A 12,503-nucleotide genomic window follows, 5' to 3' on the forward strand; every position below is an offset into this window, starting at 1 on the left:
CGCCGGGCCGCAGGCACTGCCACTTGAAGGGCGCAGCGGAGCGACGGGGGTGGTTCACGCTTCCCGTCCTTTCATGGCGAAGATGCCTTGGGGCCGCTTCTGGATGAACACGATGATGAACACCAGCACCGCGATCTTGGCCAGCACCGCGCCGGCCCAGCCCTCGATGAGCTTGTTGAGCACCCCCAGGCCGAGCGCGGCATAGACCGTCCCCGCGAGCTGGCCGACCCCACCGAGCACGACCACCATGAACGAGTCGACGATGTAGGCTTGGCCGAGGTCGGGCCCCACGTTGCCGATCTGGCTCAGCGCGCAGCCGGCGAGCCCGGCGATGCCGGAGCCCAGCGCGAAGGCCCAGGTGTCGATGCGCGCCGTGTTCACGCCCATGCAGGCGGCGATCGGCCGGTTCTGCGTGACCCCGCGCACGAACAGCCCCAGCCGCGTGCGCGCGATCAGCAAGGCCACGCCGGCCAGCACGGCGATCGCGAAGGCGATGATCACCACCCGGTTCCAGGGCAGCGTGAGGTTGCCCATGAGCGTGACGCTGCCGCTCATCCAGGCGGGGTTCTCCACGCTCACGTTCTGCGCGCCAAACAGGCTGCGCACTGACTGCATCAGCACCAGGCTGATGCCCCAGGTGGCCAGCAGCGTCTCCAGCGGCCGGCCATACAGGAACCGGATCACGCTGCGCTCCATGGCCGCGCCGACCAGGGCCGAGGTGACAAAGGCCACCGGCAACGCAGCCAGCAGGTAGACATCAAACCAGTCCGGCAGAAAGCGCTGGAACAGCACCTGCACGCCCCAGGTCGCGTAAGCGCCGATCATGATCAGCTCGCCGTGGGCCATGTTGATCACGCCCATCAGCCCGTAGGTGATCGCCAGACCGAGCGCCGCCAGCAGCAGGATGCTGCCCAGGCTGATGCCGCTGAAGGCCTGGGCCAGGGCGCTGCCCAGCGCCAGTCGCCGCTCCAGCGAGGCCAGCGCGGCACTCAGCGCCGCCTGCACCGCGGGCTCGCTCTCCGCGGCGCGCGCCTGCTCCAGCAAAGGCCGCACCGCCGGCTGGCTCACCGCGCCCAGCGCCTGCGCGGCGGCGATGCGCTCGGCGGGGTCGGCGCTGGCGAGCTGCAGCGCGGCGCGCGCGAGTTCGAGGCGCTCGCGCGCGGTCGCATCCAGGGTGGACAAGGCCAAGGCCCGGTCGATCAGGGGCAAACGGGCGGGGTCGGGATCGTCCACGCTGGCGCGCTGCACCACGGTGGCGGCGTCGCGTTGCGCCTTGGCGTCATCGCCAAACAGGGCCGCGCCGGCCAGCGCGGTGTTGAGCGCGCCGCGCAGGCGGTTGTTGACCACCGCATCGTCGGCCGAACCGTCGGGCGTCACCGCGGCCCCGGTGACCGCATCGCGCGGCGTGCCGTCGGCGCCGACGATCAGCGTGCGTTCGCCCTGCACCTGCACCGAGCCCTCGGCCAGGGCCTGCAGCAGGGCAATTGCCTGCGGATCGGCCGCGGCCGCCAGGCGGTTGATGGCCTCAATGCGCGTGTCGCTGTCGCCCTGCGCCACGGCCAGCGCGTCGGCCGGCGTCAGCGCATGCCCCGCGCCCATGCCCACCGCGAGCATCACCCCCAGACACAGCCGCCGGAGCCAAAAAAAAGTCATCAAGACTCCTCAACCACAAGCCAATGCAACCCACCCGATGCCGGGGACAGCCGGAGCCACAGAACAGTCATCAGAACGCCACCATCACAGGCCAACGCCAGCCCGGCCATCCCAGGGACACCGAGGGTCCGGCTCCGCCGGCCCAAGGTGTCCCCCCTCTCCCGCCGGCGGCGGGAGAGGGGGGAGCGCCGACGGCGCGCGGGGGTGCTTATTTCTTGTCAGGCACGTTCTTCTTGCCCTTGTTTTCCGGGATGTAGTCGCTCCACGGATCGGCCACCACCGGACCCTTGGTCTTCCACACCACGTTGAACTGGCCGTCGGCCTTGATCTCGCCGATGAACACCGGCTTGTGCAGGTGGTGGTTCTCCTTGTCCATCGTGGACATGAAGCCGCCCGGCGCCGGGAAGGTCTGGCCGGCCATCGCAGCGATCACCTTGTCGGTGTCGGTGCTCTTGGCCTTCTCGACCGCCTGCTTCCACATGTGGATGCCGATGTAGGTGGCTTCCATCGGGTCGTTGGTCAGCGGCTTGTCCTTGTGGCCGGGGATGTTCTTGGCCTTGGCGTAGTCGCTCCACTTCTTGACGAACTCGGTGTTGGCCGGGCTCTTGATGCTCATGAAGTAGTTCCAGGCGGCCAGGTGGCCGACCAGCGGCTTGGTGTCCACGCCGCGCAGCTCTTCCTCACCCACCGAGAAAGCCACCACCGGCACGTCGGTCGCCTTCAGGCCTTGGTTGCCGAGCTCCTTGTAGAACGGCACGTTGGAGTCGCCGTTGATCGTGGAGACCACGGCGGTCTTCTTGCCCTCGGCCGCGAACTTCTTGATCTTGGCGATGATGGTCTGGTAGTCGCTGTGACCGAAGGGCGTGTACTCCTCCATGATGTCGGCGTCGCTCACGCCCTTGCTCTTGAGGAAGGCGCGCAGGATCTTGTTGGTGGTGCGCGGGTAGACGTAGTCGGTGCCCAGCAGCACGAAGCGCTTGGCACTGCCGCCGTCCTTGCTCATCAGGTATTCCACGGCGGGAATGGCCTGCTGGTTGGGCGCGGCACCCGTGTAGAACACGTTCTTGCTGAGTTCTTCGCCCTCGTACTGCACCGGGTAGAACAGCAGCGAGTTCTTCTCTTCAAACACCGGCAGCACCGACTTGCGCGACACCGACGTCCAGCAGCCGAACACCACGGCCACCTTGTCCTGATCGATCAGTTGCTTGGCCTTCTCGGCAAACAGCGGCCAGTTGGACGCGGGGTCGACCACCACCGGTTCGAGCTTCTTGCCCAGCACGCCGCCCTTGGCGTTGATCTCATCGATCGTCATCAGGGCCACGTCCTTGAGCACGGTCTCGGAAATGGCCATCGTGCCCGACAGCGAGTGCAGGATGCCGACCTTGATGGTCGACTGCGCGTGGGCGCTCAGGCCGGTGAGACCGAGCGAGGCGACCGTGGCCGCGGCGGCCAGGGTCTTGAGCGTGAAACGGCGTTGGTTCAGGGAATGGGTCATGGCGCTTCTCCAGGATTCCTCAGGGTTGGGGGACGGGCGGTCGGGCGGCGCAAGTGGCCTGCCCAACCTTGAGGCGCACTCTAGGGAGACCCCGCGGTGGCGTATGTACGCCGGGTGGCGTACGTCCCCCATCAGCGTGACGGCGCCATCGATGTGGCGCACGGTGGCGCAAACGCCAGACCGGTCTGCATCGCGTCGGAAAACAACACGAGGCGCCGCACCGCGGCGGCCGGCCGGTGGGCCTGCTCGCCGTGCACGAGGAACACCCGGTCGTGGTCCGGTGGCAGGGCACGCAGCGGCAAGTCGGCGAAGCCGCCGGCGCGCAGCGCGGCCAGCGAGCGGTGGTTGTCGTCCAGCGCCGCGGTGAACAGGGGATGCAGGCCCTGCCGGGCGGCCCGATCGCAGGCCATCGTCACCAGCCGGCGCCCGAGACCACGACCCTGCCAGTCGGTGCCGATCCACAGGCACAGAAACCCGGCCTCACCGTCGGTGACCCATTCCGCATAACCCACCAGCCCCAACCCCCGGGCCATCAGCACCGAGCCCAGCACCGGCTGCCTCAGCCGGTCGGCCACCCACGCGGCGCCGGCATCGGGGCCGTGCATCGGCGGCAGCAGCGTGCGCTCGGCAATCGCGGGGTCGCGGTACTGCCAGGCCAGCGCGGTCGCGTGGTGCGGCGACAGCGGCTCCAGCCAACAGTCAGCCGCGGCGGGATCCCCCCTGGCCGTGGGGCGGGCGGTGGGTTGGAAGCCCCGGGGCGAGCGGGCGTGAAACATGGCCGCATGCTGCCGCGCCACGCGGTCGGTGCCGATCCGCTGAACGCCCCAGGGACCGCGCCACGCGGCCCACCGGCCTGGTCAGTGGCTCGGGTGCGGCGTGAGCGCGGGCACGCGCTGCAGCGCCATGGCCGCGGCCGCGGTGCGGGTCTCCACGCCGAGCTTGGCGTGGATGCGTTCGAGGTGTTTCTTCACCGTGGCCGGGCTGGCGCCCAGGATGTCGGCGATGTCGCGGTTGATCTTGCCTTGCACGACCCAGTACAGCACCTCGGCCTCGCGCGCGGTGAGCGCGAAGGCCTCAGCGAGGGCGCCGAGCACCGCGTCGTCCGAGGTTTCCTGCATCACGATCAGCCAGTCACCCCCGGTCTGGGCGGCGGGGTTGTCCTCGTCGTCCACGCACTGGTGCAGGCGCAGCGTCAGGCGGCGCGGACCCTGATCGAGCGTGAGGCGGGGCGGTTCGCGCAAGGCCCGCGCGTCGTCGAGATGGCGGCGCAGCCAGGCCATCACCGGCTCGGGCGCGGTCACGCCGTCGCCACCGCCGTACTGGCGCAGCAGGCTGCGCGCCAGCGGCGTCTGCCACATGAGGCGGCCGTCGCGCGCGCGCACGGTGATGCTGGCGTAGCCGAAGGCGTCGAGCGCATGACGCGCCTGCTGGCGCTCGCGCGCGTCCTCGCGGGCGTGGCGCGACTGGGCCAGGTGCACGCCCATGCGCGCGATCACCTCGCGCGGCTTGAGCGGCTTGGTCACGTAGTCCACACCGCCGGCATCCAGCGCCCGCACGAGGTGGTCGGTGTCGGTGAGGCCGGTCATGAACACGATGGGAATGGGGGCGGTGACCGGATCGGCTTTGAGGCGCCGCGCCACCTCGAAGCCGTCCAGCCCCGGCATGACCGCGTCGAGCAGGATCAGGTCGGGGCGGGCCTGCGCGGCGCGGCGCAGGGCGCTTTCGCCGTCCAGCGCCACCAGCACGGTGTAGCCGCTGGCGTCGAGCGCGTCGTGCAGCGCGCCGAGGTTGTCGGGCACGTCGTCGACGATCAGCACCACCGGGGCGTCGGCGGACAAGGGATGGGGAGGCGGGTGCTCAGCCATGACGTTCGGTCAGCAGGGTTTCGAGCGTGTCGAACCGGAACTCGCGCGCCAGGGCGCGCAGCCGCTCAATGCGGGTGGCCTGGGCAGGCTCGCGGCGCTCCCAGGCGTCGAGCCACTGCACCACGCCCTTGAGATACCCGAGCCGCACGAGCTCCAGCAGACCGCTCAGGGCCTCGGGCGCGGGCCAGGCCGGCGGTGCCGCCGCCGGCACCGCGGGCACCGGGACCACCGGCGCGCCGCTGATCCAGCGCAGCGCCAGCTGGGCTCCCAGCCACGCGAGCAGGTCGTCCCGCCGCACGGGTTTGACGAAGAAATCCTGCGGGCGGTGGCGCACGGCCGCAGGCGCGTCGGGATCGATGTCGCCGGGCAGACCCCGGTCGAAGGCGTTGGCCGAGACGATCGCGGTGGGCACACCGCCCCAGCCGCGGGCGCGCAGCCGCCGCAACGTCTCCCAGCCGTCGATGCCGGGCATCGCAAGGTCGAGAAAGATCGCGTGGGGCGCCTGGGGCGCATCGGGCGACAGGCCATCCAGCTGGGCCAGCGCGTCCAGGCCGCTGCGCGCGGGCATGACCTCAAAGCCCAGAGGCACCAGCCAGCGCGCGATCAGTTCGCGGTCGGCCTCTTCGTTGTCCACCACCATCACCCGGCGCCGGTCGCCGGCGTAGCCCACCGGGCTCGGCACGCCGGCGCGCGCGGGCGCGCCGCCGCTGAGCTCGGGCAGGAACAGGCGCACGGTGAACACCGACCCTTCGCCGGGCACGCTGCGCACCGTCAGCGCGCCGCCCATGAGGTCGGTCAGCATCTTGGCGATCGTCAGGCCCAGCCCCGTGCCGTTCACCGCCTCCAGCGGCTCCAGCCCCTCGGCGGCGCCCCGGGCGAACGGCTCGAACACGCGCTCCAGCTCGGCCGGCGTCATGCCCGGACCGGTGTCGTGCACCTCAAACTGCGCCATCTCGCGCGCGTAGGTCACGCGCAGCATGACCCGGCCGCGGCGGGTGAACTTCACCGCGTTGGCCAGCAGGTTGATCAGAATCTGGCGCACGCGCTTGTCGTCGGCGCGCACCGCCTCGGGCAGCCGCGTGGCCGCGTCGAAGCGGAAGTCCAGCCCCTTGGCGCGGGCCTGCAGCTCAAACAGGCTGGCCGCCTCGCGCACGGCGTCGGCAAAGGCCATGGGCCGGATCTCCAGCCGCAGCTTGCCGGACTCGATGCGGGCGATGTCCAGCGTGCCTTCGATCAGGGAGAGCAGGTGTTCGCCGCCGCGGTTGATGACGCGGATGGCCTGGGCACGGTGTGGCGCGAGGTCGGGGTCTTCCTGCAGGAGCTGCGCGTAGCCCAGGATGCTGTTGAGCGGTGTGCGCAGTTCGTGGCTGATGGTGCTGATGTAGCGGGTCTTGGCCTGGTTGGCCTGCTCGGCGGCGTGGCGGGCCTGCTGCAGGGCTTCGTCGGTGCGGCGGTGGGACTCGATCTCCTGCAGCAGCAGCCGGGTCTGGCGGTTGGACTCTTCCTGCGCCACCACGCGGCTCTGGTGAGCCAGCACCAGCCACCAGGCGACGGTGGCGCCAATCAGCAGCAACACCGCGTACACCCGCAGGAAGCCCGCGCGCAGCGCGGTGTCGATGGCGCCGGCCGCCGGACCGAGGTTGGCCAGCAGGCTTTGCGCCTCCTGGCGGTACAGCAGGCCCAGCACCGCGGCCAGCAGCGGCGCCATCACCAGCATCAGCAGCAGGTAGTGGGCGAGCCCGGCATCGAGATAGGGCCACACGCGCCGGGGCAGCACACGCCGCAGCGCCGCGCCCCACTGGGCCGAGAGCGTGGCGTGGGGCTTGCAGAGATCCCCGCAGCGGGCGTCGAGCGTGCAGCACAGGGAACAGATCGCGCCGCCGTAGGCCGGGCAGTGGGCCATGTCGGGTGCCTCGTAGGGCCGCTCGCAGATCACGCAGGTGTGTACCCGCCCGGGCTCACCAGCCAGGCGCCAGCCCCGCCAGGCGCGCGCCGCGCCCGTGGACGGGGCGTCGGACGCGGCGGCGCCGCGGGCGATGTAGTAGCGCCCGCCCGTGGCCCAGGCAATCAGCGGCGCCGTGACCAGCGCCGTGACCATGGCGATCACCGCCGAGAAGGCCTCGGCCGTCGGGCCCATGAAGCCCATGTGGGCGGCGATCGACAGGCTGGACGCCAGCACCATGGCTCCCACGCCCACCGGGTTCACGTCGTACAGGTGCGCGCGCTTGAACTCGATGCCGGGCGGGCTCCAGCCCAGCGGCTTGTTGATCACCAGGTCCGCCACCACGGCCATGATCCAGGCGATGGCGATGTTGGAGTACACGCCCAGCACCTGGCCCAGCGCCTGGAACACGTTCATCTCCATCAGCAAGAAGGCGATGAAGGTGTTGAACACCACCCACACCACGCGGCCCGGGTGGCTGTGGGTCAGGCGCGAGAAGAAGTTGCTCCAGGCCAGCGAGCCGGCGTAGGCGTTGGTGACGTTGATCTTGAGCTGAGACACCACCACAAACAGCGCCGTGGCCGCGATCGCCCAGCCCTGGTGCGCGAACACGAACTCGTAGGCCGCGAGGTACATCTGGTTGGGATCGACCGCGCGGTCGGGCGGCACCGCGTGGCTCAGCGCGAGGTAGGCCAGCAAGGCGCCGCCGAGCATCTTCAACACCCCCAGGACCACCCAGCCCGGCCCGCCCGCGAGCACGCCAGCCCACCAGCGCCAGGGCCGCCCCGGCTGGCGGGCGGGCATGAAGCGCAGGTAGTCGGCCTGCTCGCCCATTTGCGTGATCAGGGCGATACCGACGGTCAGCGCCGCACCAAAAAGGTGCCAGTCGAAGGCCGAGCCCGCCCCGCTTTCGCCCCCGTAACGCACCACCTCGGTGAACACGTGGGGCGCGTGCCACGCCACCGCCACGAAGGGCACCACCATCATCACGATCCACAGCGGCTGGGTCCAGACCTGGAACCGGCTGATCACCGACACGCCGTGGGTCACCAGCGGAATCACGACCACGGCGCAGATCAGGTAGCCCCAGGCCGGCGGGATGTCCAGCGCCAGTTCCAGGGCGTAGGCCATCACGGCGGCCTCCAGCGCAAAGAAGATGAAGGTGAAGGAGGCGTAGATCAGCGAGGTGATGGTCGAGCCGATGTAGCCAAAGCCCGCGCCGCGGGTGAGCAGGTCCATGTCCACGCCGTAGCGCGCGGCGTAGGTGCTGATGGGCAGGCCAGCGAGGAAGATGATCAGGCCGGTGGCCAGGATGGCCAGCGCGGCGTTGATGAAGCCGTACTGCACCAGCAGCGTCGCCCCCAGCGCCTCCAGGATCAGGAAGGACGCCGCACCAAACGCGGTGTTGGCCACGCGCCACTCGCTCCACTTGCGAAAGCGCTGCGGCGTATAACGCAGGGCATAGTCTTCCAGCGTCTCCCGGCCGACCCAGCTGTTGTAGTCGCGGCGCACCTTGATGATGCGCTGGGGCGCATCGGGCGATGGGGGTGGGACGACGGCAGACACACCGGGGGGGCGTGCAGCTTCCGTGCCAATTTCCGCCGCCGCCGCCCCCGGCGGCACGGGATTTGCTGCCCCCTCCTACACACCGAGGATGGAGACCCATGGACCTGACCCCGCGCGAGAAAGACAAGCTGCTGATCTTCACCGCTGCGCTGCTCGCCGAGCGGCGCCGCGCGCGCGGCCTCAAGCTCAACCACCCCGAGGCCATCGCCCTGATCACCGCAGCGGTGATGGAGGGCGCCCGCGACGGCAAGACGGTGGCCCAGCTGATGAGCGAAGGGCGCAGCGTGCTCAGCCGCGCCGACGTGATGGACGGCGTGGCGGACATGATCCCCGACATCCAGGTGGAAGCCACCTTCCCCGACGGCACCAAGCTGGTCACCGTGCACCAGCCCATTCCGTGACCCGCGCGGCCGCCCCGCGCCACCCGGCCACCACCCCCGTTCCCCGAGGAGCCCCCATGAAGCGTCGCACCCTGTCCCTTGCCACCCTGTCGGCCCTGCCCGGCCTCGCGCTCGCCCACGAGGGCCACGGCCTGCGCGGCGCCCACTGGCACGCCACCGACACCGTGGGCCTGTTGATCGTCGTGGCGCTGGCCGCGGCCGCCTGGTGGTCGTCGCGCGGACGCTGAACGCCATGACGCCCGGCGAAACCCTGATCGACGACGGCGAGCACCCGCTCAACCCGGGCCGCCGCACCACCACCCTCGTGGTCCACAACACCGCGACGCGGCCGATCCAGGTCGGCTCGCACTACCACTTCGCCGAGACCAACGCCGCGCTGTCCTTCGACCGCGCCGCGGCGCGCGGCATGCGGCTGAACATCGCCAGCGGCACCGCGGTGCGCTTCGAGCCCGGCCAGCAGCGCACCGTCGAGCTGGTCGACTACGCGGGCGACCGCGTGGTGATCGGCTTCCGTGGTCTCACGCAGGGGCCGCTGTGAGCGCCCCGTCCGCCCACCACGTCCAGGAGTCCCGCTGATGGCCACGATCCACCGCCGCGCCTACGCCGACATGTTCGGCCCCACCGTGGGCGACCGCGTGCGCCTGGCCGACACCGACCTGATCGTGGAGGTCGAGCGCGACTTCACGCTGGGCGCCGGCGGCTATGGCGAAGAGGTCAAGTTCGGCGGCGGCAAGACCATCCGCGACGGCATGGCGCAATCGCAGCGCTCGCGCGCGCAGGGCGCGGTCGACACCGTGCTGACCAACGCGCTGATCATCGACCACTGGGGCATCGTCAAGGCCGACATCGGCCTGAAGGACGGACGCATCGCCGCCATCGGCAAGGCCGGCAACCCCGACGTGCAGCCGGGGGTGGACATCGTCATCGGCCCGGGCACCGAGATCATCGCGGCCGAGGGCATGATCGTCACCGCCGGCGGCATCGACAGCCACATCCATTTCATCTGCCCGCAGCAGGTCGACGAGGCGCTGGCCTCGGGCATCACCACCATGCTCGGCGGCGGCACCGGGCCCGCCACCGGCACCTTCGCCACCACCTGCACCCCCGGCCCCTGGCACATCGAACGCATGCTGCAGGCGGCCGACGGCCTGCCCATGAACATCGGCTTCCTCGGCAAGGGCAACGCCAGCCGGCCCGAGGGCCTGATGGAGCAGATCGAGGCCGGCGTGGTCGGGCTGAAGCTGCACGAAGACTGGGGCACCACGCCCTCGGCCATCGACCAGTGCCTGGCCGTGGCCGAGGCCACCGACACCCAGGTGGCGATCCACAGCGACACGCTCAACGAGTCCGGCTTCGTCGAAGACACCATCGCCGCCACCCGGGGCCGCACCCTGTGCGCCTTCCACACCGAAGGCGCTGGCGGCGGCCACGCGCCCGACATCCTGCGCGTGGTCGGCGAGGCCAATTTCCTGCCCTCTTCCACCAACCCCACCATGCCCTACACCGTGAACACGCTCGACGAACACGTCGACATGCTCATGGTGTGTCACCACCTCGACGCCGCCATCCCCGAAGACCTGGCCTTCGCGGAAAGCCGCATCCGCAAGGAAACCATCGCGGCCGAAGACATCCTGCACGACCGCGGCGCGATCAGCATCATGAGCAGCGACAGCCAGGCCATGGGCCGGGTCGGTGAAGTGATCCTGCGCACCTGGCAGACCGCCCACAAGATGAAGCTGCAGCGCGGCACCCTGGCCGAGGACAGCGCGCGCCACGACAACTTCCGCGTCAAGCGCTATGTGGCCAAGTACACGATCAACCCGGCCATCGCCCACGGCATCGCCCACGAGGTCGGCTCGCTGGCGGTGGGCAAGTGGGCCGATCTGGTGATCTGGAAGCCCGCGTTCTTCGGGGTCAAGCCCTTCCTCGTGATCAAGGGCGGCAGCATCGCGCTGGCCGCCATGGGCGACCCCAACGCCTCGATCCCCACGCCGCAGCCGGTGCACTACCGGCCGCAGTTCGGGGCGCTCGGTGGCGCGCTGGCGCGCGGCAGCCTGACCTTCGTGTCGCAGGCCGCGCTGGCCGCCGGTGTGGGCGCGCGCTACGGCTTGCAGAAAACCCTGGCCGCGGTGCGCGGCTGCCGGCAGGCGACCAAGCGCGACATGGTGCACAACGCGTGGCTGCCCGCCATGGAGATCGACGCCCAGACCTACAGCGTGCGCGCCGACGGCGAACTGCTGACCTGCGAGCCCGCCACCGTGCTGCCGATGGCGCAGCGTTACTTCCTGTTCTGAGGCGGGGCCGCATGCTGCAAAGCGCCAAGCTGATCGCACAAGGGCGGGGACTCGCGCCGGTGTTGCTGCGCCGGGCACCCGCCGTGGAACTCGACTGGGACATCCGCCAGAAAAGCCGCTTCGACGCGGCGCTGAGCGACGGCCGCACGCTCGCCGTATTCCTGCCGCGCGGCACGGTGCTGCGCGGCGGTGACGCGCTGCTCACCACCGGCGGCGAGCTGGTGCGTGTGGTGGCCGCCGCGCAGCCGGTGCTGCGCGTCAGCGCCTGCCCGGACCACGCCGCGGCCACGCAAGCGCTCGACCTGCTGCGCGCGGCCTACCACCTGGGCAACCGCCACGTGCCCGTCGAACTCCGAGCCGACCACCTGCAGATCGAGCCCGATCACGTGCTGGCCGACATGCTGCGTGCCATGCACCTCACCGTCACCGCGCTCAACGCCCCGTTCGAGCCCGCCGGCGGTGCCTATGGCGATCACGGACATGGACATGGACATGGACATGGACACGACCATGGTCATGGTCATGACCACCACGACCACGATCACGCAAACGGCCACCACCATGTCCCTGACCACCCCCATGACCACCCCCACGGTGGCTGACGCGGGCTGGCTTCCGCTGCTGTGGCTGGCGTCCCCGGCGCTGCCGGTGGGCGGGTTCTCCTATTCGGAAGGTCTGGAGGCGGCGGTGGACGCCGGCCTGGTGCACGACGAAGGCAGCGCCGCCGACTGGCTGGTTGACCAGCTCCACCTTGTGCTCGCGCGCGGCGAGCTGGCGGTCGTGGCCCAGGCCGTGCCCGCGTGGCGCGCGGACGACCACGCGCGACTGCGCGCCCTCAACGACTGGGTCTGGCAGACCCGCGAGACCCATGAACTGCGGCTGCAATGCGAGCAGATGGGTCACTCCCTGCAGGCCTGGGCCCGCAGCCTCGGTCCCGCCGGCGCTGCCGTGCAGGCGCGCCTCGACGGCGCGGCGCTGCAGCCCCCCAGCTGGCCGCTGGCCTGGGCGGCCGCGGCCGCCACCAGCGAGGCCGACCCCACCCGCTGCACCGCCACCTACGCCTTCGCCTGGGCAGAAAACCTGGTGCAAGCCGCGCTCAAGGCCGTGCCGCTCGGCCAGGGCGCCGGCCAGCGCACCTTGGCGCGGCTGCTGCCCGAGATCCCGCTCGCGGTGAGCGCCGCCCTCGCCCTCGGCGATGACGAGCGCCAGGCCTTCGCACCCGGTCTGGCCATCTACAGCGCACGCCACGAAACCCAGTACTCCCGCCTGTTCCGCTCCTGACCTGCT

General features: G+C 70.7%; 11 protein-coding genes. 6 read left to right on the forward strand and 5 right to left on the reverse strand.

Features of this window, described 5'->3' with window-relative positions; genetic code table 11:
• Nucleotides 1–54 precede the first annotated feature (54 nt).
• The 5 genes from urtB to AC2D80_RS09250 all read right to left on the reverse strand — a co-directional run bounded on the left by urtB (nucleotide 55) and on the right by AC2D80_RS09250 (nucleotide 8,521).
• Nucleotides 55–1,653 carry an urea ABC transporter permease subunit UrtB gene (gene urtB / locus AC2D80_RS09230; protein WP_484632724.1) on the reverse strand — a complete coding sequence of 533 codons (1,599 nt, stop codon included), beginning with the start codon at nucleotides 1,651–1,653 and terminating at the stop codon, nucleotides 55–57.
• Nucleotides 1,654–1,861: 208 nt separating this feature from the next.
• Nucleotides 1,862–3,148 (reverse strand): urea ABC transporter substrate-binding protein, encoded by a 1,287-nt coding sequence (gene urtA, locus AC2D80_RS09235; protein WP_484632725.1) that lies wholly within the window; start codon nucleotides 3,146–3,148, stop codon nucleotides 1,862–1,864.
• A gap of 131 nt (nucleotides 3,149–3,279) precedes the next feature.
• A complete protein-coding gene (locus AC2D80_RS09240; RefSeq protein WP_484632726.1) occupies nucleotides 3,280–3,924 on the reverse strand; it encodes a GNAT family N-acetyltransferase in 645 nt (214 codons plus the stop codon).
• A gap of 81 nt (nucleotides 3,925–4,005) precedes the next feature.
• Complete coding sequence (locus AC2D80_RS09245; protein WP_484632727.1) at nucleotides 4,006–5,013, reverse strand: response regulator; 1,008 nt, start codon at nucleotides 5,011–5,013, stop codon at nucleotides 4,006–4,008.
• Nucleotides 5,006–8,521 (reverse strand): hybrid sensor histidine kinase/response regulator, encoded by a 3,516-nt coding sequence (locus tag AC2D80_RS09250; protein WP_484632728.1) that lies wholly within the window; start codon nucleotides 8,519–8,521, stop codon nucleotides 5,006–5,008. The genes AC2D80_RS09245 and AC2D80_RS09250 overlap by 8 nt, the downstream gene beginning before the upstream one ends.
• A gap of 98 nt (nucleotides 8,522–8,619) precedes the next feature.
• Between AC2D80_RS09250 and AC2D80_RS09255 the strand changes: the two genes are divergently transcribed.
• Genes AC2D80_RS09255 through AC2D80_RS09280 form a run of 6 tightly spaced genes read left to right on the forward strand, consistent with a single transcriptional unit; the run spans nucleotide 8,620 to nucleotide 12,497 of the window.
• Nucleotides 8,620–8,922 carry an urease subunit gamma gene (locus tag AC2D80_RS09255; RefSeq protein ID WP_484632729.1) on the forward strand — a complete coding sequence of 101 codons (303 nt, stop codon included), beginning with the start codon at nucleotides 8,620–8,622 and terminating at the stop codon, nucleotides 8,920–8,922.
• Nucleotides 8,923–8,978: 56 nt separating this feature from the next.
• Nucleotides 8,979–9,149, forward strand: a complete 171-nt coding sequence (locus AC2D80_RS09260) for a hypothetical protein (protein ID WP_484632730.1) — start codon at nucleotides 8,979–8,981, stop codon at nucleotides 9,147–9,149.
• 5 nt (nucleotides 9,150–9,154) lie between these two features.
• Nucleotides 9,155–9,460: an urease subunit beta gene (locus tag AC2D80_RS09265; RefSeq protein ID WP_484632731.1), complete on the forward strand. Its 306-nt coding sequence runs from the start codon at nucleotides 9,155–9,157 to the stop codon at nucleotides 9,458–9,460.
• A 37-nt stretch (nucleotides 9,461–9,497) separates the two neighbouring features.
• Nucleotides 9,498–11,216, forward strand: a complete 1,719-nt coding sequence (ureC, locus tag AC2D80_RS09270) for an urease subunit alpha (protein ID WP_484632732.1) — start codon at nucleotides 9,498–9,500, stop codon at nucleotides 11,214–11,216.
• Nucleotides 11,217–11,227: 11 nt separating this feature from the next.
• A complete protein-coding gene (gene ureE, locus AC2D80_RS09275; protein ID WP_484632733.1) occupies nucleotides 11,228–11,818 on the forward strand; it encodes an urease accessory protein UreE in 591 nt (196 codons plus the stop codon).
• Nucleotides 11,796–12,497 (forward strand): urease accessory protein UreF, encoded by a 702-nt coding sequence (locus tag AC2D80_RS09280; protein WP_484633316.1) that lies wholly within the window; start codon nucleotides 11,796–11,798, stop codon nucleotides 12,495–12,497. The genes ureE and AC2D80_RS09280 overlap by 23 nt, the downstream gene beginning before the upstream one ends.
• Nucleotides 12,498–12,503 lie beyond the last annotated feature (6 nt).

It is taken from the genome of Hydrogenophaga sp. T66 (assembly GCF_057219855.1).